This is a genomic window from Stutzerimonas kunmingensis (genome assembly GCF_021432085.1).
In the GTDB taxonomy this organism is placed as follows: domain Bacteria; phylum Pseudomonadota; class Gammaproteobacteria; order Pseudomonadales; family Pseudomonadaceae; genus Stutzerimonas.
This window is the reverse complement of the sequence record NZ_CP090366.1, coordinates 3907825-3930425: the sequence shown is the minus strand read 5'-3', so window position 1 is coordinate 3930425 and position 22601 is coordinate 3907825. Positions and strand designations below refer to the sequence as shown.

The 22601-nt window shown below is 60.7% G+C and carries 29 protein-coding genes; 25 read left to right on the top strand and 4 right to left on the bottom strand.

What is annotated here, in order from left to right; all coding sequences use genetic code 11:
• Nucleotides 1–19: 19 nt before the first annotated feature.
• From rplE to LW136_RS18650, 16 genes are all read left to right on the top strand, one after another.
• Complete coding sequence (rplE, locus tag LW136_RS18725) at nucleotides 20–559, top strand: 50S ribosomal protein L5 (RefSeq protein WP_003304066.1); 540 nt, start codon at nucleotides 20–22, stop codon at nucleotides 557–559.
• 13 nt (nucleotides 560–572) lie between these two features.
• Nucleotides 573–878: a 30S ribosomal protein S14 gene (gene rpsN, locus LW136_RS18720; RefSeq protein WP_014821629.1), complete on the top strand. Its 306-nt coding sequence runs from the start codon at nucleotides 573–575 to the stop codon at nucleotides 876–878.
• A 184-nt stretch (nucleotides 879–1062) separates the two neighbouring features.
• Entirely contained in the window at nucleotides 1063–1455 is a 393-nt protein-coding gene (rpsH, locus tag LW136_RS18715) for a 30S ribosomal protein S8 (RefSeq protein WP_003293036.1), read from the top strand.
• 12 nt (nucleotides 1456–1467) lie between these two features.
• Nucleotides 1468–2001, top strand: a complete 534-nt coding sequence (rplF, locus tag LW136_RS18710) for a 50S ribosomal protein L6 (protein ID WP_014821628.1) — start codon at nucleotides 1468–1470, stop codon at nucleotides 1999–2001.
• A gap of 10 nt (nucleotides 2002–2011) precedes the next feature.
• Nucleotides 2012–2362, top strand: coding sequence for a 50S ribosomal protein L18 (gene rplR / locus LW136_RS18705; protein ID WP_003304061.1), 351 nt, complete (start codon nucleotides 2012–2014; stop codon nucleotides 2360–2362).
• A 3-nt stretch (nucleotides 2363–2365) separates the two neighbouring features.
• Nucleotides 2366–2866 (top strand): 30S ribosomal protein S5, encoded by a 501-nt coding sequence (rpsE, locus tag LW136_RS18700; protein ID WP_003304059.1) that lies wholly within the window; start codon nucleotides 2366–2368, stop codon nucleotides 2864–2866.
• Between the two features lie 2 nt (nucleotides 2867–2868).
• Nucleotides 2869–3048, top strand: coding sequence for a 50S ribosomal protein L30 (gene rpmD / locus LW136_RS18695; RefSeq protein ID WP_003281818.1), 180 nt, complete (start codon nucleotides 2869–2871; stop codon nucleotides 3046–3048).
• A gap of 3 nt (nucleotides 3049–3051) precedes the next feature.
• The gene (rplO, locus tag LW136_RS18690; RefSeq protein WP_014821627.1) at nucleotides 3052–3486 is read left to right on the top strand and encodes a 50S ribosomal protein L15; all 435 of its coding nucleotides are present in this window, start codon (nucleotides 3052–3054) and stop codon (nucleotides 3484–3486) included.
• A complete protein-coding gene (secY, locus tag LW136_RS18685) occupies nucleotides 3487–4815 on the top strand; it encodes a preprotein translocase subunit SecY (protein ID WP_003304058.1) in 1329 nt (442 codons plus the stop codon).
• Between the two features lie 29 nt (nucleotides 4816–4844).
• Nucleotides 4845–4961, top strand: a complete 117-nt coding sequence (gene rpmJ / locus LW136_RS18680; RefSeq protein ID WP_003281814.1) for a 50S ribosomal protein L36 — start codon at nucleotides 4845–4847, stop codon at nucleotides 4959–4961.
• Between the two features lie 129 nt (nucleotides 4962–5090).
• Nucleotides 5091–5447, top strand: coding sequence for a 30S ribosomal protein S13 (gene rpsM, locus LW136_RS18675; protein WP_003289190.1), 357 nt, complete (start codon nucleotides 5091–5093; stop codon nucleotides 5445–5447).
• Between the two features lie 30 nt (nucleotides 5448–5477).
• Nucleotides 5478–5867: a 30S ribosomal protein S11 gene (gene rpsK, locus LW136_RS18670; RefSeq protein WP_003281811.1), complete on the top strand. Its 390-nt coding sequence runs from the start codon at nucleotides 5478–5480 to the stop codon at nucleotides 5865–5867.
• 17 nt (nucleotides 5868–5884) lie between these two features.
• Nucleotides 5885–6505, top strand: a complete 621-nt coding sequence (gene rpsD / locus LW136_RS18665; RefSeq protein ID WP_003293044.1) for a 30S ribosomal protein S4 — start codon at nucleotides 5885–5887, stop codon at nucleotides 6503–6505.
• A 22-nt stretch (nucleotides 6506–6527) separates the two neighbouring features.
• Nucleotides 6528–7529, top strand: coding sequence for a DNA-directed RNA polymerase subunit alpha (locus tag LW136_RS18660; protein WP_014821626.1), 1002 nt, complete (start codon nucleotides 6528–6530; stop codon nucleotides 7527–7529).
• A gap of 45 nt (nucleotides 7530–7574) precedes the next feature.
• Nucleotides 7575–7961, top strand: coding sequence for a 50S ribosomal protein L17 (gene rplQ, locus LW136_RS18655; RefSeq protein WP_003304056.1), 387 nt, complete (start codon nucleotides 7575–7577; stop codon nucleotides 7959–7961).
• 194 nt (nucleotides 7962–8155) lie between these two features.
• On the top strand, nucleotides 8156–9616 hold the full coding sequence (locus LW136_RS18650; RefSeq protein WP_234173557.1) for a catalase: 1461 nt from the start codon (nucleotides 8156–8158) through the stop codon (nucleotides 9614–9616).
• 69 nt (nucleotides 9617–9685) lie between these two features.
• On the opposite strand, the gene LW136_RS18645 is transcribed toward LW136_RS18650, so the two are convergent.
• The 3 genes from LW136_RS18645 to uvrA form a co-directional block, all read right to left on the bottom strand.
• Entirely contained in the window at nucleotides 9686–10402 is a 717-nt protein-coding gene (locus LW136_RS18645) for a hypothetical protein (protein WP_234173555.1), read from the bottom strand.
• Nucleotides 10353–10931, bottom strand: coding sequence for a M14 family zinc carboxypeptidase (locus tag LW136_RS18640; RefSeq protein ID WP_234173553.1), 579 nt, complete (start codon nucleotides 10929–10931; stop codon nucleotides 10353–10355). Before LW136_RS18640 ends, LW136_RS18645 begins: the two co-directional genes overlap by 50 nt.
• Nucleotides 10932–11041: 110 nt before the next feature.
• Complete coding sequence (gene uvrA, locus LW136_RS18635; RefSeq protein WP_234173546.1) at nucleotides 11042–13885, bottom strand: excinuclease ABC subunit UvrA; 2844 nt, start codon at nucleotides 13883–13885, stop codon at nucleotides 11042–11044.
• A 131-nt stretch (nucleotides 13886–14016) separates the two neighbouring features.
• Between uvrA and LW136_RS18630 the strand changes: the two genes are divergently transcribed.
• The 4 genes from LW136_RS18630 (at nucleotide 14017) to LW136_RS18615 (ending at nucleotide 17853) form a co-directional block, all read left to right on the top strand.
• Nucleotides 14017–15384 carry an MFS transporter gene (locus tag LW136_RS18630; protein WP_125898016.1) on the top strand — a complete coding sequence of 456 codons (1368 nt, stop codon included), beginning with the start codon at nucleotides 14017–14019 and terminating at the stop codon, nucleotides 15382–15384.
• 157 nt (nucleotides 15385–15541) lie between these two features.
• A complete protein-coding gene (locus LW136_RS18625) occupies nucleotides 15542–16036 on the top strand; it encodes a single-stranded DNA-binding protein (RefSeq protein ID WP_023445625.1) in 495 nt (164 codons plus the stop codon).
• Between the two features lie 10 nt (nucleotides 16037–16046).
• Nucleotides 16047–16931 carry a sugar nucleotide-binding protein gene (locus LW136_RS18620; protein WP_023445622.1) on the top strand — a complete coding sequence of 295 codons (885 nt, stop codon included), beginning with the start codon at nucleotides 16047–16049 and terminating at the stop codon, nucleotides 16929–16931.
• The gene (locus tag LW136_RS18615) at nucleotides 16924–17853 is read left to right on the top strand and encodes an NAD-dependent epimerase/dehydratase family protein (RefSeq protein ID WP_014821588.1); all 930 of its coding nucleotides are present in this window, start codon (nucleotides 16924–16926) and stop codon (nucleotides 17851–17853) included. The genes LW136_RS18620 and LW136_RS18615 overlap by 8 nt, the downstream gene beginning before the upstream one ends.
• A gap of 74 nt (nucleotides 17854–17927) precedes the next feature.
• On the opposite strand, the gene LW136_RS18610 is transcribed toward LW136_RS18615, so the two are convergent.
• Nucleotides 17928–18611 carry an OmpW/AlkL family protein gene (locus LW136_RS18610; protein ID WP_101274547.1) on the bottom strand — a complete coding sequence of 228 codons (684 nt, stop codon included), beginning with the start codon at nucleotides 18609–18611 and terminating at the stop codon, nucleotides 17928–17930.
• 184 nt (nucleotides 18612–18795) lie between these two features.
• On the opposite strand from LW136_RS18610, the gene LW136_RS18605 reads away from it, so the two are divergent.
• From LW136_RS18605 to LW136_RS18585, 5 genes are read left to right on the top strand one after another with little or no spacing between them, the layout of a single operon-like run.
• Nucleotides 18796–19581: a DUF3450 domain-containing protein gene (locus tag LW136_RS18605; protein WP_234173543.1), complete on the top strand. Its 786-nt coding sequence runs from the start codon at nucleotides 18796–18798 to the stop codon at nucleotides 19579–19581.
• Nucleotides 19578–20924, top strand: a complete 1347-nt coding sequence (locus LW136_RS18600; RefSeq protein ID WP_023444692.1) for a MotA/TolQ/ExbB proton channel family protein — start codon at nucleotides 19578–19580, stop codon at nucleotides 20922–20924. Before LW136_RS18605 ends, LW136_RS18600 begins: the two co-directional genes overlap by 4 nt.
• Nucleotides 20917–21462, top strand: coding sequence for a MotA/TolQ/ExbB proton channel family protein (locus LW136_RS18595; protein ID WP_014821584.1), 546 nt, complete (start codon nucleotides 20917–20919; stop codon nucleotides 21460–21462). Before LW136_RS18600 ends, LW136_RS18595 begins: the two co-directional genes overlap by 8 nt.
• An 11-nt stretch (nucleotides 21463–21473) precedes the next feature.
• On the top strand, nucleotides 21474–21887 hold the full coding sequence (locus LW136_RS18590) for an ExbD/TolR family protein (protein ID WP_234173540.1): 414 nt from the start codon (nucleotides 21474–21476) through the stop codon (nucleotides 21885–21887).
• Nucleotides 21887–22600 (top strand): energy transducer TonB, encoded by a 714-nt coding sequence (locus LW136_RS18585; protein ID WP_014821583.1) that lies wholly within the window; start codon nucleotides 21887–21889, stop codon nucleotides 22598–22600. Before LW136_RS18590 ends, LW136_RS18585 begins: the two co-directional genes overlap by 1 nt.
• Nucleotide 22601 lies beyond the last annotated feature (1 nt).

Below are 22601 nucleotides of genomic sequence, written 5' to 3'. Positions count from 1 at the left end.
GACTGCTAGGTAGATAACCATGGCACGACTAAAAGAAGTTTATCGGAAGGAAATCGCGCCCAAGCTGAAGGAAGAACTGAAGCTTGGCAACGTGATGGAAGTTCCGCGTATCACCAAGATCACCCTCAACATGGGTATCGGCGAAGCGATCGGTGACAAGAAGATCATCGACAATGCTGTTGCCGATCTGGAAAAGATCACCGGCCAGAAGGTTGTAGTGACTCACGCTCGCAAGTCCATCGCAGGCTTCAAAGTCCGCGAAGGCTGGCCGATCGGCGTCAAGGTCACGCTGCGCAGTGATCGTATGTATGAATTCCTGGATCGACTGCTTTCGATCTCCCTGCCGCGCGTGCGTGACTTCCGCGGCCTGAATGCCAAGTCCTTCGATGGCCGCGGCAACTACAGTATGGGCGTCAAAGAGCAGATCATCTTCCCGGAAATCGATTACGACAAGATCGATGCCCTGCGTGGTCTGGACATCACTCTGACCACTACTGCTCGGACGGATGAAGAAGGTCGCGCTCTGCTGCGTGCTTTCAACTTCCCGTTCCGTAACTGATTGGAGTAGGCACATGGCTAAGCAAAGCATGAAGAACCGTGAGCTGAAGCGTCAGCAAACGGTCGCCAAGTTCGCCCAGAAGCGTGCTGCACTGAAAGCAATCATCGCAAGCCCGGAGTCCTCTCCGGAAGCGCGCTGGGAAGCTCAGGTCGCACTGCAGAAGCAGCCTCGTGACGCAAGCGCTTCGCGCCTGCGCAACCGCTGCCGTCTGACTGGTCGTCCGCACGGCGTTTACCGCAAGTTCGGCCTCGCGCGCAATATGCTGCGTCAGGCTGCAATGCGTGGTGACGTGCCGGGTCTGGTTAAGGCCAGCTGGTAATAAAAGCATCCAGGGCCCTGCGGGTCCTGTTTGTTTTTCGCTCAAGCCCCTCATGGGGCTTGATTCGTTTCTGGCAACTCTCTAGAATGCCCGGCTCGCCTGAGCCTTGCATTTTTGTGGGGTGTGCCTGTTGGCGACACGAGCCGTCCAAGGCTTATTTTTTTGTATTAGGAGCTAAGAGCCCATGAGTATGCAGGACCCGTTAGCGGACATGCTAACTCGTATCCGTAATGCCCAGATGGCCGAAAAGTCCGTCGTAAGCATGCCGTCTTCCACTCTGAAGGTGGCTGTTGCCAACGTTCTTCAAGGTGAAGGCTATATCGCGGGATACCAGGTCAGTGGCGACGCCAAGCCGCAACTGTCCATTGAGCTGAAGTATTTCGAAGGTCGTCCGGTCATCGAAGAGCTCAAGCGCGTAAGTCGTCCTGGCCTGCGCCAGTACAAATCCGTTGACCAGTTGCCGAAAGTACGTGGCGGTTTGGGTGTGTCGATTGTCTCCACCAACAAGGGTGTGATGACTGATCGGGCTGCTCGGGCTGCTGGTGTTGGCGGCGAAGTGCTCTGCACTGTGTTCTAAGGGGGGATAAGCATGTCTCGCGTTGCTAAGAACCCCGTCAAGCTGCCTGCTGGCGTCGAAATCAAGATGTCTGGTCAGCAGCTTTCGGTGAAGGGCGCAAAAGGCGCTCTCGAACTGAATGTTCATCCGTCCGTGGAGGTCATCCAGGAGTCTGGTGAGCTGCGTTTTGCTGGCCGTAATGGCGATCAGCAAACTCGCGCCATGGCCGGCACTACTCGTGCGCTGGTCAACAACATGGTGATCGGCGTCAGTCAAGGCTTCGAGCGCAAGCTTCAGCTGGTTGGTGTTGGTTACAAGGCGCAAGCCAAAGGTCAAGTGCTGTCCCTGGCTCTCGGTTTCTCGCATCCGGTGGATTACGAACTGCCGCAAGGCGTTACCGCTGAGACCCCCAGCCAGACCGATATCCTGATCAAGGGTGTCGACAAGCAACTGGTCGGTCAGGTGGCTGCTGAAATCCGCGACTTCCGTCGCCCTGAGCCTTACAAGGGCAAAGGCGTGCGGTACTCGGATGAAGTAGTCCGTCGCAAAGAAGCTAAGAAGAAGTAGGGCATAGCAAATGAGCGTAAAGAAAGAAACTCGTCTGCGTCGCGCTCGCAAGGCACGCCTGAAGATGCGCGAGCTGGAAACCGTACGCCTCTGCGTGTACCGCTCTTCCCAGCACATCTACGCCCAGGTCCTTTCGGCCGACGGCGGCAAGGTCCTGGCCAGCGCCTCGACTCTGGACAAAGAACTGCGTGACGCCGCCACCGGCAACGTCGACGCTGCCAAGAAAGTCGGTCAGCTGGTCGCTGAGCGCGCGAAAGCCGCAGGTGTCACTCAGGTGGCGTTCGACCGTTCTGGCTTCAAGTACCACGGTCGTGTCAAGGCACTGGCTGAAGCTGCTCGTGAAGGCGGGCTGGAGTTCTAAGTTATGGCAAATAACGAGCAAAAGCGCGACGAAGGCTACATCGAGAAGCTGGTTCAAGTTAACCGCGTCGCAAAAACTGTAAAAGGTGGTCGTATCTTCACCTTCACCGCGCTGACTGTGGTCGGTGATGGCAAGGGACGTGTCGGCTTCGGTCGTGGCAAGTCCCGTGAAGTACCGGCTGCTATTCAAAAGGCTATGGAGGCGGCTCGCCGCAACATGATCCAGGTCGACTTGAATGGCACTACTCTGCAGTACGCCACCAAGGCCGCGCATGGCGCGTCCAAGGTCTACATGCAGCCTGCCTCCGAGGGTACCGGCGTGATTGCCGGTGGTGCCATGCGCGCCATTCTGGAAGTTGCTGGCGTTCAGAACGTACTGGCCAAGTGCTATGGCTCTACCAACCCGGTCAACGTGGTTCACGCCACCTTTAAGGGTCTGAAGGCGATGCAGTCGCCTGAGTCGATTGCTGCCAAGCGTGGCAAGAGCGTCGAGGAGATTTCCTGATCATGGCTAACACCGTCAAGGTCACGCTGATCAAGAGTGTCAGCGGTCGTATCCCCAATCACAAGCTGTGCGTCAAGGGTCTTGGCCTGCGTCGCATTGGTCACACCGTCGAGGTTCAGGATACTCCTGAAAATCGCGGCATGATCAACAAGGCTTATTACATGCTCCGTGTGGAGGGCTAAGCCATGCAACTGAACGATCTGCGTTCTGCGCCGGGTGCCCGTCGCGAAAAGCTGCGTCCCGGTCGTGGTATCGGTAGTGGCCTGGGCAAGACATGTGGCCGTGGTCACAAGGGTCAGACCTCTCGTTCCGGCGGCAAGATCGCTCCCGGTTTCGAGGGTGGTCAGCAGCCTCTGCATCGTCGTCTGCCGAAGTTCGGTTTCGTTTCGCTGAAAGCCATGGATCGCGCTGAGGTTCGTACCTCTGAGTTGGCCAAGGTGGAAGGTGATGTCGTTACCGTGCAAAGCCTGAAAGACGCCAACGTAATCAACCAGAACGTACAGCGCGTGAAAATCATGCTGTCGGGCGAGGTTGGTCGCGCGGTTACTCTCAAGGGTATCGCAGCCACCAAAGGTGCGCGTGCGGCTATCGAAGCAGCTGGCGGCAAGTTCGAGGAATAAATGGCTAAGCAAGGTGCTCTCTCCGCGCTGAGTAATGGTGGTCTGTCCGAACTCTGGGCTCGTCTGCGCTTTCTGTTCATGGCGATCATCGTCTATCGGATTGGCGCACACATCCCTGTTCCCGGGATAAATCCCGATCGGCTGGCCGAGCTGTTCCGTCAGAACGAGGGGACCATCCTTAGCTTGTTCAACATGTTTTCCGGTGGTGCGCTGGAGCGCATGAGTATTTTTGCTTTGGGGATCATGCCGTACATTTCGGCATCGATCATCATGCAGCTCATGACCGCTGTCAGCCCACAGCTGGAGCAGTTGAAGAAAGAAGGTGAGGCCGGTCGTCGCAAGATCAGTCAGTACACGCGTTACGGTACGCTCGTGCTGGCCATCGTTCAGGCGATCGGTATGTCGGTCGGGTTGGCGGGGCAAGGTGTCGCGTTCAGCAACGATTTCGGCTTCTACTTCGTGGCCATCACGACGTTCGTGTCTGGTGCGATGTTCATGATGTGGCTGGGTGAGCAGATCACCGAGCGTGGCGTTGGCAACGGTATCTCGATGTTGATCTTCGCAGGTATCGTCGCCGGCTTGCCGGGTGCGCTCGGTCAGTCGTTCGAATCTGCTCGCCAGGGCGATATCAATATCATCGCGCTGCTTGCTGTTGGCCTGCTCGCTGTAGCGATCATCGGTTTCGTGGTGTTTATCGAGCGTGGTCAGCGCCGTATCGCGGTTCACTACGCGAAGCGTCAGCAGGGCCGTAAGGTCTTTGCCGCGCAGACCAGTCACTTGCCGTTGAAGGTGAATATGGCGGGGGTCATCCCGGCTATCTTTGCCAGCAGCATTCTGCTGTTCCCGGCTTCGCTGGGGCAGTGGTTCGGTCAGTCAGAGAGCATGGGCTGGTTGGCTGACATTTCGCAGGCGATCGCGCCCGGGCAGCCGTTGAACATTCTGCTGTTCAGTGCCGGGATCATCTTCTTCTGCTTCTTCTATACGGCATTGATGTTCAATCCGAAAGACGTAGCAGAGAACCTGAAGAAGTCTGGCGCGTTTATTCCCGGGATTCGTCCTGGTGAGCAGTCGGCTCGCTACATTGATGGCGTGTTGACTCGTTTGACCATGTTCGGCGCCCTGTACATGACGGCTGTCTGCCTGCTGCCACAGTTTCTTGTGGTTGCAGCCAACGTGCCGTTCTACCTTGGTGGGACCTCGTTGCTGATCGTGGTCGTGGTTGTAATGGACTTCATGTCCCAAGTGCAGTCACACCTCATGTCGCACCAGTACGATTCCCTCATGAAGAAAGCCAACCTGAAGGGCTACGGCAGTGGAATGCTCCGCTGAGGTGGCTCGTAAGGTTCTAGGAGTTGGTGATGAAAGTTCGTGCATCGGTTAAAAAGCTGTGCCGTAACTGCAAGATCATCCGTCGCGACGGTGTCGTGCGCGTGATCTGTAGCGCAGAACCGCGTCACAAGCAGCGCCAAGGCTGATTGTGTAAGGCGTTATAACCCGGCAGCTAGTGCGCTGCCGGGTTGAATATTTGTTATTACAGCGTTAATATCTCGCGCCCTTTTCTTGGCTTCCGGGGCGTAGGTAGCTGTCAATTGGAGTTTCACTGAATGGCCCGTATTGCAGGCGTCAACATTCCGGATAACAAGCACACTGTTATCTCGCTGACCTACATCTACGGTGTTGGTCGCACCCGTGCACAGGAAATCTGTGCTGCTACCGGTGTGAATCCGGCAGCGAAGATCAAGGATCTTTCCGACGAGCAGGTCGAACTGCTGCGTGGCGAAGTCGGCAAGTTCATCGTTGAAGGCGACCTGCGTCGCGAAGTCAACATGAAAATCAAGCGCTTGATGGACCTGGGTTGCTATCGCGGCCTGCGTCATCGTCGTGGTCTGCCGGTTCGCGGTCAGCGTACCAAGACCAACGCACGTACCCGTAAGGGCCCGCGCAAGCCGATCCGCAAGTAATCGCGTTAGCGAATCGACAGGAATTTAGTCATGGCAAAACCTGCTGCTCGTCCTCGTAAAAAAGTCAAAAAGACAGTGGTTGATGGCATCGCCCACATCCACGCGTCTTTCAACAACACCATCGTGACCATCACCGATCGTCAGGGCAATGCGTTGTCCTGGGCTACTTCGGGTGGTTCCGGTTTCCGCGGCTCGCGTAAGAGCACTCCGTTCGCTGCCCAGATCGCTGCAGAGCGCGCTGGTCAGGCTGCGCTGGAGTACGGCCTGAAGAACCTCGACGTCAACGTCAAGGGCCCAGGTCCGGGTCGGGAGTCCGCCGTGCGTGCTTTGAACGCATGTGGTTATAAAATCGCCAGCATCACCGACGTGACGCCTATCCCGCATAACGGGTGCCGTCCGCCGAAGAAGCGCCGCGTGTAATCAGGAGACAGTGAAGAATGGCTCGTTATATTGGTCCCAAGTGCAAACTGTCTCGTCGTGAAGGCACCGATCTCTTCCTGAAGAGTGGTGCGCGCGCGCTCGAATCCAAGTGCAATATCGAAACCCCGCCGGGTGTTCACGGTCAGCGTCGCGGACGTCTGTCCGATTACGGCACCCAGCTGCGTGAAAAGCAGAAGGTACGCCGCATCTACGGTGTGCTGGAGCGTCAGTTCAGTGGTTATTACAAGGAAGCAGCCAGCCGTAAGGGCGCTACCGGTGAGAATCTGCTGCAGCTGCTCGAGTGCCGTCTGGACAACGTCGTGTACCGCATGGGCTTCGGCTCTACTCGTGCCGAATCGCGTCAGCTGGTCTCGCACAAGTCAATCAGCGTCAACGGTCAGACCGTGAACATTCCGTCTTACCAGGTCAAGGCCGGTGACGTAGTGGCTGTTCGTGAGAAGTGCCGTAACCAGCTGCGTATCGCCCAGGCCCTCGAACTGTGCGCTCAGCGCGGTCGCGTTGAATGGGTCGAAGTAGATGCCGACAAGAAATCCGGTGTTTTCAAGAATGTTCCGGCTCGCAGCGATCTGTCCGCCGACATCAACGAAAACCTGATTGTCGAGCTCTACTCCAAGTAAGGGCTAGAAAATAGGTGTATCCATGCAGAGTTCGGTAAATGAGTTCCTGACCCCCCGCCATATCGATGTGCAGGTGGTCAGTCCGACCCGTGCCAAGATCACTCTCGAGCCCCTCGAGCGTGGTTTTGGCCACACCCTTGGCAACGCGCTGCGTCGTATTCTGTTGTCCTCCATGCCCGGCTGCGCTGTGGTCGAGGCGGAGATCGACGGTGTGCTCCACGAGTACAGCGCCATCGAGGGCGTGCAGGAAGATGTCATCGAAATCCTGCTCAACCTCAAAGGTATCGCCATCAAGCTGCACGGCCGTGATGAAGTGACCTTGAGCCTGGTGAAGAAGGGCGCGGGCGCTGTTACCGCTGCCGATATCCAGCTGGATCACGATGTCGAAATCGTCAATGGCGATCACCTGATCGCCAATCTGGCGGCCAACGGCTCGCTCAACATGAAGCTCAAGGTCGCTCGCGGCCGCGGTTACGAGCCTGCTGATGCGCGTCAGAGCGATGAAGACGAGAGCCGTAGCATCGGTCGTCTGCAGCTCGACGCCACTTTCAGCCCGGTTCGTCGCGTGGCTTACGTGGTCGAGAATGCTCGTGTCGAGCAGCGCACCAACCTGGACAAACTGGTCATTGACCTGGAAACCAACGGCACCCTGGATCCCGAAGAGGCGATCCGTCGTGCAGCGACCATCCTGCAGCAACAGCTGGCTGCGTTCGTCGACCTCAAGGGCGACAGCGAGCCGGTTGTAATCGAGCAGGAAGACGAGATCGATCCGATCCTGTTGCGTCCGGTTGATGACCTGGAGCTGACCGTACGTTCGGCCAACTGCCTGAAGGCGGAAAACATCTACTACATTGGTGATCTGATTCAGCGCACCGAAGTAGAGCTGTTGAAGACGCCGAATCTGGGCAAGAAGTCCCTGACTGAGATCAAGGACGTTCTGGCTTCGCGTGGTTTGTCCCTCGGTATGCGTCTGGATAACTGGCCGCCGGCAAGTCTCAAGAAGGACGATAAGGCCACTGCCTGATCGCCCCCAGTAACCGAACTGAACGTTTGGTAAGGAATTTCAATCATGCGTCATCGTAAAAGTGGCCGTCACCTGAGCCGCACCAGCGCCCACCGCAAGGCCATGTTTCAAAACATGGCGGTGTCGCTGTTCGAGCACGAACTGATCAAGACCACCCTGCCCAAGGCCAAGGAGCTGCGTCGCGTTGCCGAGCCGCTGATCACCCTGGCTAAGGAAGATAGCGTCGCTAACCGTCGTCTGGCTTTCGACCGTACTCGTTCGAAGGCTGCCGTAGGCAAGCTGTTCAACGATCTGGGCAAGCGTTACGCCACCCGTCAGGGCGGCTATCTGCGTATCCTCAAGTGCGGCTTCCGCGCTGGTGACAACGCACCTATGGCTTACGTCGAGCTGGTTGACCGTCCGGTCACTGGTGAAGTGGAAGCCGCCGAGTAAGATCGGTAGCGGCAATTAAAAACCGAGCCTTTTGGCTCGGTTTTTTTATGCCCAAAGGATTCTGAGAGACTGGCTCTATAAGGGGCGTTGATCTTCATCATTAGTCGGCGTTGCGCTTGCTTCCTATGATGGCATTCAACCAGCAGGTACTTACCAAGACCCTGGAAGCTATTGAATACCAAGGAGCTGCAACCATGACTGACAAGCAGAAGCTCACAACCGTTGCCGGTGCGCCGGTATCCGAAAACCAGAACTCCATGACTGCGGGCCGCCGTGGTCCCATGCTGCTTCAGGACGTATGGTTTCTAGAGAAGCTCGCTCATTTCGACCGGGAGGTGATTCCGGAGCGGCGCATGCATGCGAAGGGGTCGGGGGCGTTCGGAGAATTCGTCGTCACCCATGACATCACCCGCTACACCAAAGCCAAGCTGTTTTCCGAGATCGGCAAGCGCACTCCGCTGTTCGCGCGCTTTTCGACCGTCGCAGGCGAGCGTGGTGCCGCCGATGCCGAGCGTGACATTCGTGGTTACGCACTGAAGTTCTACACCGAGCAAGGCAACTGGGACATGGTGGGCAATAACACCCCGGTGTTCTTTTTCCGCGATCCGCTGAAGTTTCCGGACCTCAACCACGCAGTAAAACGCGATCCGCGCACCAACATGCGCAGCGCGAACAACAACTGGGACTTCTGGACCGGGCTGCCTGAAGCCTTGCACCAGATCACCTATGTCATGGGCGATCGGGGCATCCCGGCGTCTTACCGCCATATGCACGGTTTCGGTTCGCACACCTACAGCTTCATCAGTCCGAACAACGAGCGTTTCTGGGTGAAGTTTCACTTTCGGACCCAGCAGGGCATCAAGAATCTCACCGACGCCGAGGCGGCAGCCATCGTTGCCAATGACCGGGAGAGTTCGCAGCGCGATCTGTTCGAGGCCATCGAGCGTGGCGAATATCCACGTTGGACGATGTATGTGCAGGTAATGGCGGAGGCCGACGCCGCCAAGGTGCCGTACCATCCGTTCGACCTCACCAAGGTCTGGCCGCATGCCGACTACCCGCTGATCGAGGTCGGCTATTACGAGCTCAACCGCAATCCCGACAACTACTTCCAGGATGTCGAGCAGGCGGCATTCACACCGGCGAATGTCGTTCCGGGCATCAGCTTCTCTCCAGACCGTATGTTGCAGGGCCGTCTTTTCTCCTACGGGGATGCGCAACGCTACCGGCTGGGGGTGAATCACCATCAGATTCCGGTCAACGCTCCGCGTTGCCCGGTCCACAGCTACCATCGCGATGGTGCCATGCGCGTAGATGGCAATCAGGGTGGTCGTCTGCATTACGAGCCGAATACCTATGGCGAGTGGCAGGAACAGCCTGACTTCAGCGAGCCACCGCTGGCTCTCGAGGGGGCGGCGGATCGTTACGACTACCGTGCCGACGACGCCGATTACTTCACTCAGCCGGGCAACCTGTTCCGCTTGATGAAGGCCGATGAACAGCAGCGGTTGTTCGAAAATACCGCACGGTCGATGCAGGGAGTGGCGCGTCATATCAAGATTCGCCACATCAGTCACTGCCTGAGGGCTGATCCGGCCTATGGAGCAGGTATTGCCGCCGCCCTGGATATTCCGCTGTCGGAAGTGCCGGCATAAGCGATTCGCGGTATCCGCAGGATCGAGAAGCCCGCAGCGAGTGCTGCGGGCTTTCTTGTTTCTTCAGCGCTATCCGTGGGGATTGTTGAGCGGCTTATCGCTCTCCTGTCCGGGTGGCAAAAGGCGATCGGCCTCTGCCGGATCGATCGCCGTCAGGCTGCCGTCGGCAGTTGCGACAAGCACGGCCTCAAGCATTTCGCGCACATTGTTGCGCAGCATGCCGACAGCCTTCTGGCCGCGACTGTTCAGTCCGCCGATTTCCATGAGCACGCTGCCGCCCAATGGGCCTGTTTCGCCGGCGGCCAGTCGCTCGGTCCCCAGCAGGCCGTATGCGTTTCGGGCAATGCCTGGATCGCCGCCGCCGCCGCCGCCGCGGCGGACATCGCCGTTGGGGTGCTCATAGTAGTAGTTGGTGATTTCCATGAAGCCAAGCTGCGTGGAGCGCTGCTTCATCACGATTGCCAGCTGCTTCGACAGTGCCACCGCTTCCGGGGCGACATCCGGGTGAGTTGGCCAGGTGATAGAGCCGGTCACCTGGCGTCCCGGGCGGTTCACTTCAGGATCCACATCCTCGAGTACCACGGCAGGGTTCTGATTGTGCACATCTACCAGCCAGATGGGACGGTAACGGTCATAGATGCCGCGTACCGCAACCGCTTCGGGCACCGGGTTCTGCCCCGGGTTGAAGTGCCGCTCGCTGGCCAGGCCTGGATTGCAGCGTATCTGCGTGCTCTTGCTAGTGGTAGCGGTTGATGTCGTAGCTAAATCGGCGTTGGCCGTCGGCATTGGTGAAGGCGGTCACGTTGGCGCCGAGGTGCTGATCCAACTTGGCAGGATTCAGGGTGCCATCGGCGCGCAGGCAGTCAGCGCTGGTTTGCGGGGCGCTGAAATCCATGTTGCCGCGACTGAAACGCTCGGCGCCGTCCGGGTTGACCCTCGGCACGGTCAGCACCTGCAGATTATCCAGTACCTGGCGGGACAAGGCCCCGCCCGAGGCAAGGCGTTTTATCAGATTGACCGCCGCTTCGTTGCCGAGCTGTTGGGTGATGATCATCACGGCTGGTTTGTCTGAATTACCCAGCCTGGCCAGCCAGATTGGCCGGCCTTCGTTGCTGCTGCCGGCCTGTTCTAGTCGCAGGGCATCCGGGAAACGTCGTGAAAGTGCGTTGACCTGATCGTACAGCTGGTTGTTGCTCATGAACGCCTCCAGCGAGACGTTCTGCTCATTGGTGATCCAAGGGCCGTTGGGTTGGGCGGCGGCAAGACCGGGTAGCAGGCCGGCGCCAAGCAGGCAGGCAGCAAGCGCAATTCGCATCAGGATTTCTCCTTATCGGGCTGAGAGTGTCCCGCCCAACTGCCCGGCGGGATCCGTAGTGGACCCCGCTGCGCTTGCGCTTGTTGCCGAAACGGCTGCCGACGCGATGATCAACCCGCCGAGCGGTCGCGCTCGAGTAACGGTTTGAGGAAATGACCGGTATGAGACTGGGCCATGCCTGCCACCTCTTCCGGCGTACCGCAGGCGATTATCTGGCCACCCTTCGAGCCGCCTTCCGGGCCGAGATCCACCAGCCAGTCGGCCGTCTTGATGACGTCAAGGTTGTGCTCAATCACCACGACCGTATTGCCGTGGTCGCGCAGACGGTGCAGTACGTCGAGCAGCTGCTGGATATCGGCGAAATGCAGGCCGGTGGTGGGTTCATCAAGGATGTACAGCGTCTTGCCCGTGTCACGCTTGGACAGCTCGCGGGACAGCTTGACGCGCTGCGCCTCACCGCCAGACAGGGTCGTCGCACTCTGCCCCAGCTTGATGTAGGACAGCCCAACATCCATCAGCGTCTGCAGTTTTCGCGCGACGGCCGGCACCGGATCGAAGAACTCGCGGGCTTCCTCGATGGTCATGTCGAGCACTTCGGTGATGCTCTTGCCCTTGTACTTCACCTCCAGCGTTTCGCGGTTGTAGCGCTTGCCCTTGCACACGTCGCAGGGCACGTAGATGTCGGGCAGAAAGTGCATTTCCACCTTGATCACGCCGTCGCCCTGGCAGGCTTCACAGCGTCCGCCCTTGACGTTGAAAGAGAAGCGGCCCGGGCCGTAGCCGCGTGAGCGCGCTTCCGGCACGCCGGCAAACAGCTCGCGAATCGGCGTGAACAGCCCCGTGTAGGTCGCCGGGTTGGAGCGCGGGGTGCGGCCGATCGGGCTCTGATCGATGTCCACTACCTTGTCCAGATGCTGCAGCCCGTCGAAGCTGTCGTGCGGGGCTACTTCCAGCGTGGTCGCGCCATTGAGTGCAGTCGCCGTGATCGGGAACAGCGTGTTGTTGATCAGCGTTGATTTGCCCGAGCCCGACACACCGGTGATGCAGGTGAGCAGGCCGACCGGAATCTCCAGGTCGACGTTGCGCAGGTTGTTGCCACGCGCGCCCTTGAGCTTGAGCAGCATCTTCGGATCACGGCGGGTGCGCTCAGGCCGATAGTTGATCTTCACCCGGCCAGAGAGGTACTTGCCGGTCAGCGAATCCGGGTGCGCCATCACCTCGTCAGGTGTGCCTTCAGCGACGATGCGGCCGCCATGTATGCCGGCACCTGGGCCGATGTCTACGACGTAGTCGGCGAGACGGATCGCATCCTCGTCATGCTCCACGACGATCACCGTATTGCCGATGTCGCGCAGGTGGCGAAGGGTGCCCAGCAAGCGTTCGTTGTCGCGCTGATGCAGGCCGATCGAAGGTTCGTCGAGGATGTACATCACCCCAACCAGGCCGGCGCCGATCTGACTGGCCAGGCGAATACGCTGGGCTTCGCCGCCGGACAGGGTGTCGGCGCTGCGATCCAGGGTCAGATAATCCAGGCCGACGTTGACCAGGAACTGCAGGCGTTCGCGGATCTCCTTGAGAATCTTGTCGGCGATCTCGCCGCGTCGTCCGTTGAGCGAGAGGACGCCGAAGTAGTCGGTGGCGTCGCCGATGGGCATGGCCGTGACCGCAGGCAGGGTCTTGTCGCCAACCCACACGTGGCGTGCTTCACGGCGCAGACGCGTGCCGCGACAGTCCGGGCAGGGCTGGGTGCTGAGGTATTTGGCGAGCTCTTCGCGAACCGAATTGGATTCGGTTTCGCGGTAGCGGCGTTCCAGGTTGGGAACGATGCCTTCGAACGGGTGCGAACGCTTGACGATATCGCCGCGGTCGTTGAGGTAGCGGAACTCGACATTCTCACGGCCGCTGCCGCGCAGGATGGACTTCTGATGATCGGCGGCCAGTGAGTCGAAAGGCTCATCGAGGCTGAAGCCATAATGCGAGGCCAGTGAGCCGAGCATCTGGAAATAGTAAACGTTGCGCCGGTCCCAGCCGCGTATGGCGCCTTCGGCCAGGGTCAGCTCGCCATTGACCAGGCGCTTGGCGTCGAAGAACTGCTTCACGCCCAGGCCGTCACAGGTGGGGCAGGCGCCGGCTGGGTTGTTGAAGGAGAACAGCTTGGGCTCAAGCTCGCTGATCGAGTGGCCGCAGATCGGGCAGGCGAAGCGTGCGGAGAAGATCATTTCCTCGCTGTCGTCGTCCTCGTCCATGGAGGCGACCAGGGCGATGCCATCGGCCAGCTTGAGCGCCGTTTCGAAGGATTCGGCCAGGCGCTGCTGCAGGTCGCCGCGAACCTTGAAGCGATCCACCACCACGTCGATCGAGTGCTTCTTCTGCTTGTCCAGCTTGGGTAGCTCGTCGAGTTCGTACAGCCGCCCGTTGACGCGGGCGCGCACGAAACCCTGAGCACGCAGTTCGTCGAACACGGCCAGGTGCTCGCCCTTGCGTTCGCGGATGACCGGGGCCAGCAGCATCAGCTTGCGGCCTTCGGGCAGTGCCAGCACCTGGTCGACCATCTGACTGACCGTCTGCGCTTCCAACGGGGCATCGTGATCTGGACAGCGCGGCGTGCCGACCCGCGCATAGAGCAGACGCAGGTAGTCGTAGATCTCGGTGATGGTGCCCACGGTGGAGCGCGGGTTGTGCGAGGTCGATTTCTGCTCGATAGAGATCGCCGGGGAGAGCCCCTCAATGGTGTCGACGTCGGGCTTTTCCATCATCGAGAGGAACTGGCGCGCATACGCCGAAAGCGATTCGACGTAACGGCGCTGGCCTTCTGCGTAGAGAGTGTCGAATGCCAACGATGATTTGCCAGAACCGGACAAGCCGGTGATGACGATCAGCTTGTCGCGCGGCAGGGTGAGGTCGATGTTCTTCAGGTTGTGGGTGCGGGCCCCACGAATCAGAATCTTGTCCAAAACAGCCTCGCGTGGCGGGCGGAAACCCGAAAGTATACGGCCGGGGTGATAGTCGCGGCAAAACCGCGCGCCTGTGCCGAACAGGGTAGGGCTGCTAGAATCGCCGCCGGTTCATACAAGCGAGACCCTCCATGCAGGACCCCTACAGCGAGCGCATGAGCGCCAGCGAAAAACGCGCAGCTTCCGGGCTGGCCCTGGTTTTCGCTTTTCGCATGCTCGGCATGTTCATGGTTTTGCCCGTGCTGGCAACCTACGGCATGGACCTGGAAGGCGCTACGCCGACCCTGATAGGTCTTGCGATAGGTGCCTATGGTTTGACCCAGGCGCTGCTGCAAATTCCCTTCGGTATTCTTTCCGATCGTATTGGTCGCTTGCCTATCATCTATTTCGGCCTGCTGATCTTCGCCGCTGGAGCGGTGCTCGCGGCGATGTCCGACAGCATCTGGGGCGTCATCGCCGGGCGCATCCTGCAAGGGGCGGGGGCGATTTCCGCTGCAGTGATGGCGCTGCTCTCGGACCTGACCCGCGAACAGCACCGGACCAAGGCGATGGCGCTGATCGGCGTGAGCATCGGTTTTTCCTTCGCTGTCGCGATGATCGTCGGGCCGTTGCTGACCCGTGCCTTCGGTCTCTCCGGACTGTTCTGGGTAACCGCCGGCATGGCGTTGCTTGGCGGAGTCATCGTCGCGTTGCTGCCCAAGGCCCATGCGCATGTGCGCCATCGCGAATCGGGCGTCGCCAAGCAGGCACTCGGCCTGACGCTGCGCCATCCTGATCTGCTGCGTCTGGATTTCAGCATCCTGGCGCTGCACGCGATCCTGATGGCCAGTTTCGTCGCGCTGCCGCTGGCATTGGTCGAGCAGGGCGCATTGCCCAAGGAGGAGCATTGGTGGGTCTACCTTACGGCACTGCTGGTCGGCTTCTTCGGCATGATTCCCTTCATTATTTATGGCGAGAAGAAGCGCCAGATGCGCCGCGTGCTGTTGGGAGCGGTCTCCGCGTTGCTGCTCTGCGAGCTGTTCTTCTGGTGGTTCGGAAATGGCTTGTGGATGCTGGTCGTCGGCATGGTGGGCTTCTTCATCGCGTTCAATCTGCTGGAAGCGTCGCTGCCTTCGTTGATCAGCAAAGTCGCGCCGGCCGGCGGCAAGGGCACCGCGATGGGCGTCTACTCCACCAGTCAATTTCTCGGTGCCGGTCTCGGTGGCGTGCTGGGCGGCATGCTCTATCAGCAGGGTGGCCTGGCGCTGGTGTTCGCCGGTTGCGCTGCACTGTGCGCGTTGTGGTTCGTGGTGGCCTTCAGCATGCGCGAACCTCCTTATGTAACGAGCCTGCGCTTGCCGCTTTCGGCCAGAGCGCTGGCCAACGCAGGACTTGGGCGTGATCTGCTACAAGTCGCCGGAGTTAGCGACGTGCTCATCGTTGCCGACGAGGCGGCGGCCTATATCAAGGTCGATACGCAGCAACTGGATCGTGAAGCTCTTGATCGCCTGGTTGCCTGAGACGCCTGTTCGCGGCTGTATAGTGCCGCGCAACATGAAAGTGCGTCGGTTGGCCGTCAGGGGTGGCTGAGGTAAGATTCGCGGTCATCGGCTTTGCTGGCGGTACAACCGCCATCGGTGAATCCATCCAATTCAATGTTCCAATGAGGAGTTACCCATGGCCAGAGGGGTGAATAAAGTCATCTTGATCGGCAATGTCGGCGGCGACCCGGAAACCCGCTACATGCCCAATGGCAATGCGGTGACCAACATCACGCTGGCAACCACCGATAGCTGGAAGGACAAGCAGACCGGTCAGCTTCAGGAGCGTACCGAGTGGCATCGCGTGGTGTTGTTCGGCAAGGTTGCCGAGATCGCCGGCGAATACCTGCGCAAGGGTTCGCAATGCTACATCGAGGGACGCCTGCAGACCCGCGAGTGGGAGAAGGACGGCGTCAAGCGCTACACAACCGAAATCGTCGTCGACATGAACGGCACCATGCAGCTGCTCGGTGGCCGTGGCGGCAGTTCCGACGATGCGCCGCGTCAGGCTCGCCCGCAGCAGCGTGAGCCGCAGCAGGCGCCGCGTCCGCAGGCCCAGCCGCAGCAGCCCGCTGCGCGGCAACAGCCGGCACCGGACTACGACAGCTTCGACGACGACATCCCGTTTTAGAGTTATCTGAATGCGAATGCGCCTGATGCTGTTGGGCGGCGGCAATGCCCTGGGCCAGGCGCTCATCCGCCTCGGCGCCGAGGAAGACATCGGCTTCCTCGCGCCGCGACCGCCCGCTCAGGGCTGGGACGCCGCCAGTCTTACCCAGTTGCTCGACGACAACCGTCCGGATGTCGTGGTCAACCTTGCCTACTATTACGACTGGTTTCAGAGCGGACAGCCCAACGAGCCGGCGCTCGCCGCACAGGAGCGTGCGGTCGAGCGGCTCGCCGAACTCTGTCAGCACCATGATTTCGTCCTGTTGCAGCCATCGAGCTACCGGGTATTCGACGGTGCCCGAACCACGGCCTATAGCGAAAAGGACGAAGTGGCGCCGCTGGATGCACGAGGCAGGGCGCTCTGGCGCATCGAGCAGAGTGTGCGTTCGCTATGCCCGCGACATGTCCTGCTGCGTTTTGGCTGGTTGCTCGATGACAGTCGGGACGGTGTTCTAGGGCGCGTGCTGCAACGACTCGAGCAGAGCGAGGCGATACTGCTAGCGGATGACCGGCGCGGCAATCCGACACCTGTCGACGATGCCGCGCGTGTGATCCTTGCGGTATTGAAGCAGCTCGACTGCCAGGCTCCGCTGTGGGGTACCTATCACTACGGCGGACATGAGGCTTCCACCCCGTTGCTGGTCGCCCAGGCGTTGCTCGGCGAGGCCGGCAAGTATCGCGACGTCACAACGGCGAATCTGACGGCCGTGGCGCATGCCGCCTGTTCGGATGCCGCAGCCGAAGCGCAGCACGGCGTACTCGCCTGCAAGAAGATTTTCACCACTTTCGGCATCAAGCCTCGCGCCTGGCGCACCGGGTTGCCGAGCCTCTTGGAGCGCTATTACCGTCATGGCTGATGCCCCGATTCTGGTCACCGGTGGTGCCGGGTTCATCGGATCGAACCTGGTCGATGCGTTGCTGGCGCGCGGCTATGCCGTTCGTGTGCTGGACAATCTCTCGACCGGCAAGCGCGAAAACCTGCCGCAAGATACACGCGTCGAGCTGATCGTCGGCGATGTCGCCGATGCCGATTGCGTGCGTCGTGCGGTGCAGGGATGTCGGGCGGTGGTGCATCTGGCCGCGGTGGCGTCGGTGCAGGCGTCGGTGGATGATCCATTCGGTACGCACCAGAGCAACCTGATTGGCACGCTCAATCTGTGTGAGGCGATGCGCGAGTCGGGTGTGAAGCGTGTGCTGTTTGCCTCGAGCGCAGCGGTCTATGGCAACAACGGCGAAGGCCATGCTATCGATGAGGACACGCCGAAGGCGCCCCTGACACCCTATGCCGCGGACAAGCTGGCCAGCGAGCACTACCTGGATTTCTATCGGCGCCAGCATGGTCTGGAGCCGGTGGTGTTCCGCTTCTTCAATATCTTCGGGCCGCGGCAGGATCCATCGTCACCGTATTCCGGTGTGATCAGCATCTTCACCGAGCGGGCGCAGAAGGGTTTGCCGATTGCGGTGTTCGGCGATGGCGAGCAGACGCGCGATTTTCTCTACGTTGCCGATCTGGTCGAGGTGTTGGTGCAGGCGCTGGAGTCGCCCGAGGCGGTGGAGGGCGCGGTCAATGTTGGGCTGAATCAGGCCACTTCGCTGAATCAGCTGCTGGCGGCCATCGGTGACGTGTTGGGCGGGCTTCCCAAGGTGAGCTATCAGGCCGCGCGGCCGGGGGATATTCGTCATTCGCGGGCGAATAATGCCCGGCTTGTGCAGCGCTATCGTCTGCCGGAACCGCCGACCGGCATGCGGGAAGGTTTGGCGAAGCTGTTGGGTTTGTAGGTTGCAAACTCTGAAAACACAAAAGGCGCCCTAGGCGCCTTTTGTCTGTCTGCGATCCGGCTGGGCCGGTTACGTCAGAACTTGTAGCCAAGACCGACCATGTAGACGAAGGGGTCTACGTCTACGTCGACTTTGACTTTGTCGCCAGCCAAGTAAGTGGTGCCGGTCGTGTCGATGTCGATATAGCGAAGCTGAGCGTTCAGCATGATGTTGTCGGTCAGCATATAGTCCATGCCAACTTGAGCGGCCAGGCCCCAAGAGTCCTTCATGTCCAGTCCGCTAAAACCTTTGTCTTCGGCGCTGCTGCTCAGTTCGGTGTCGAAGAACCAAGTGTAGTTGATGCCGGCACCGACATAAGGCTGGAACGCTGAGGTCTTGTTCAGCGGGTAGTAGATAACGCTGAGGGTCGGCGGCAGGTGCTTGAGGCTGCCCAGCTTGCCGTTCAGGCCTGCATATGGTCCTGGCATTCCCTTCACGCCAACGTCGTGACTGAAAGGAGTTGCGGCCAACAGTTCAATACCCACCTTATCAGTGACCATGTAGGCGAAGTTCAGGCCCAGCTGAGTATTGCTGTCCAGCGTAGCTTTGGAGCCAGCGACGTCGCCGAGAACGGCATGGTTGATGTCACTGCTATCTTCGTGTGGATCAACGGTAATAGCACCAGCGCGAACGATGATGTCCCCGGCTTCGAAAGCCTGGGCGAAGGGGGCGGCCAGCGCCAGGGCCAGCGCGGAAGCGGTGAACAGGGTCTTGCGCATGATGATGCTCCGTTTGTTGGAATGCGATTGAGCGCCATGGTAGGGACTGAGCGCTGGGGCTTTTTGATCCAGCTCAATGAAAAACGCCGCCTCGACTGCGACGAAACGCCCGGGTTGCTTTGCATCAACTCACAGATGATAATGTTTCTCTTTTGAGTTAACGACCGTCTGCAAGGACCCTTCAATGCTTTCCTTCTTTCCCCGCCTGCTGGCGGTTGCCGTGCTGCCGTGCTGTCTTCAGCTTTATGCCGGGTCGCTGTCCGCGGCACCGCTGGACGCCGCGCTGGATGAGAGCGAGCGTTTGTCCGCCGAGGCGAAGGCCTCGCAGGCGCGGATCGACCAGCTCGACGACGCCACTCGCGAGATGCTCAACGAGTACCGCAGTGCTTTGCAGCAGACCGAAGCGCTGAAGGCCTACAACAAGCAGTTGCAGGAGCTGACCGCGGCGCAGAGCAAGGAACTTTTGGGCTTTCAGCGCCAGCTGGACAGCATCGAGCGCACCCAGGAAGCCGTTACGCCGCAGATGAGCCGTATGGTCGATGTGCTGGGGGAATTCATCGCGGCCGATCTGCCGTTCCTCCCCGATGAGCGTGCCGACCGTCTGGCCGGCCTGCAGGACCTACTGCCACGCGCCGACGTCAGCCTGGCGGAAAAGTACCGGCGCATCCTCGAGGCCTATCAGATCGAAAGCGACTACGGCCGCACGCTGGAAGCCTGGCGTGGCGAGCTGCCGGGCGACGCGGAGTCACGCAGCGTCGAATTCCTGCGGCTCGGTCGAGTGATGCTCTATTACCAGACTCTCGATGCTCACGAGAGCGGCTGGTGGAATCCGCAGACTCGCGCCTGGGAAGTGCTCGACGGCAGCGCCCGCCGACCGCTTACGCAGGCCATCGCCATCGCCCGCCAGCAACAGGCTCCGGCCTACCTGCAATTGCCCGTGAAGACCCTGGCCGAGGAGGCCGCGCAATGAGCCGTCTGTTTTCCCTCCTTCTTGTCGCGCTGTTGCCCCTCACGGCTCATTCGGCAGAACCGCTCAGTCCCGACCAGCTGCTCGAGCGCATTCGCAGCGACCGTGCCGCCGAGGTCAGCGCCATGCAGGCCCGCGAGCAGGCCTTCGTTCGTGATCGTGGCGAGCAGCAGCAATTGCTTTCCCGGGCCCGTGCCGCACTGGCCGAGCAGAAGGCCGAGGCCGAACGCCTGAAGGCCGACTTTGATCGCCAGGAGGCCGAGCTGGCCGAGCAGGAAAAACTCCTGGCGCAGCGTGTTGGCCATCTGGGTGAGCTGTTCGGCGTCGTGCGCCAGAGTGCAGGTGACATCGTTGGCCAGTGGCAGGACAGTCTGCTCAACGCCCAGTACCCCGAGCGCCTGACCCAGCTGCGCAGCCTGGCGGAAAGCCGCGCGCTGCCGTCGGCCGATGACCTCGATGCGTTCTGGATGACCCTGCTGGAAGACCTGGCGGCCAGCGGCCGCGTCGAGCGCGTACAGCTGCCGGTGGTGGGCACCGATGGCGCGCGCAGCGAGCAGCCGGTACTGCGGGTCGGCAGCTTCTCCGCATTCACCGACGAGGCCTTCCTGCGCTACGACGCCGATGCCGGCGAGCTGCTGGTACCGACACGCCAGCCGTCCGGTCAGGATTTGATCGAAGACTATCTGAGCAGCTCCGATGCGCTGGCTACATTGCCGGTGGATCCGAGTCGCGGCACGCTGATCGCCCAGCTGCAACGCCAGCCGGACCTGTGGGATCGCGTCAAGCAAGGCGGTCTGGTCGGTGGCGTCATTCTGGTGCTCGGTGCCGTCGGCCTGCTGCTGGCGATCTGGCGCATGGTGTATCTGGGTGGCGTCGGGCGCAAGGTGGGCGGCCAGATGCGCGAGCTGAACCAGCCGCGCGACGACAATCCGCTCGGCCGCATCATAGGCGTGCTGGGGCCGAAGCCACAGTTGTCGGATCTGGAGACCCTCGAGCTCAAGCTGGACGAGGCGATCCTCCAGGAAACCCCGCCATTGGAGCGCGGTCAGCCGCTGCTCAAGCTGCTGGCGGCCGTTGCTCCGCTGCTCGGCCTGCTGGGTACCGTGACCGGCATGATCATCACTTTCCAGGCCATAACCCAGAGCGGTGGCGGCGACTCGCGGCTGATGGCCGACGGTATCTCCCAGGCGCTGGTAACCACGGTGCTGGGCCTGGTGGTAGCGATTCCGCTGCTGTTCCTGCACAGCCTGCTGGCCAGCCGTAGCAAGGCGCTGATCCAGTTGCTGGAGCAGCAGAGCGCCGGCCTCATCGCGCTGCACCTGTCGGGGGCGCCACGCCGTGACTGATCTGCGCGCTCACTGGCTGGGTCTGATCGACAGCGGTCACGCGCTGCTCGATTTCATGGCTGCCGGCGGCGTGGTGATGTGGGCGCTGGCCGGCCTGTGCGTGCTGTATTGGACGTTGGTTTTCGAACGCCTGTGGTTCATGCGGCGGGTCTTCCCGCACTGGGTCGAGTCACGCCGCCAGGCCTGGGCGCAGATGGCCGATGAGCCTGGTAGCTGGCAGCGTGCGGTGCGTTCGGCCTGGCTGGCGCAGGCTCAGCAGCAGTTGTCTGGACCGCTACGGCTGAGCAAGACCCTGGTGGCGATGTATCCGCTGCTTGGCTTGCTCGGTACGGTCAGCGGCATGATCGCGGTTTTCGACGTGCTGGCGCTCAGTGGCTCCGGCAACCCACGCGGCATGGCCGCGGGTGTCTGGCAGGCGACCCTGCCGACCATGGCCGGCATGGTGCTGGCCATCACAGGATTGTTCAGTCTGGCGCGCCTAGAGCGAATCGCGCGCCAGTCTCTCGACCGGCTGGCTGACCAGCTGCGTCACGACTGAGGATTAGCGGGATGCGTATGCGCCGTCATCATTACCAGCAGGAAGAAGATACCGGCATCGATCTCACGCCGATGCTCGATGTGGTCTTCATCATGCTGATCTTCTTCATCGTCACCAGCTCCTTCATCAAGGAATCCGGTGTCGAAGTCCAGCGCCCGCAGGCGGACACCGCCAGCACCCAGGACAAGGGCAATATTCTCATCGCCGTCACGGCCGATGGCCAGGTCTGGATCGACAAGCAGGTGGTCGACGTACGCAGTGTGCGGGCTTATGTCGAGCGTCTGCGCGTGGATCAGCCGGAGGGCGCTGTGGTCGTCCAGGCTGACCAGGATGCGCGCACCGGCCTCGTGGTGCAGGTCATGGACCAGGCGCGTCAGGCCGGCGTGCAAGACGTTGCGCTGGCCGCCAGCACGGGGTCGCGCTGATGCAACCGCGGCTGGTCCGTTTCAGTCTGGCCTTCATCGCCGCCTGTGTGGTGGCGTTGCTGCTGTTCGCCCTGATGCTGAGCATGGTCAATCCCCCGCGCAGCAAGATTGAGGAAGATCCATTGGCGATTGCCAATTTCGTGCGCATGGATGGGCGCAACGAGGACACCGCCACGCGTTCACGTCAGCAGGCGCCACAGCCACCGCAGCCGAAGACGCCACAACCGCCGACGCCACCGACGCCGAACATGGCGACCCCAGACGCCAATCTGCCCAAGCTCGACCTCGACCTGCCGAACATCGACGCAGGCGTATCGGTCGCCACCGCTCCGGCGCCCAGTCTGTCCGGCCTGACGGCGGCACAGAGTGCCCCGGCCGCGGCGCCAGCGCCGGCCAGTGCGGCAGTCGAAGCGGCGGGCAAGCCCGGCGGCCCGGAGCAGGAAGTGATGCCGCTCAATGATGTACGTCCGGAGTATCCCTACCGTGCGCGGCAACAGGGCATCGAAGGGCATATCAAACTGGCGTTCACCATCAACCCGCAGGGGCGGGTGGAGAACATCCGCGTGCTGGAAGCCTCGCCTCGTAACGTGTTCGACCGCGAAGCCCGGCGCGCGGCGGCCCGCTGGCGTTTCGCGCCGCGTACCGAAAATGGTGCGCCGGTATCCCGTGAAGCCGTGAAAACCCTGCACTTCCGCCTGCAAGGAGAACGCTGAG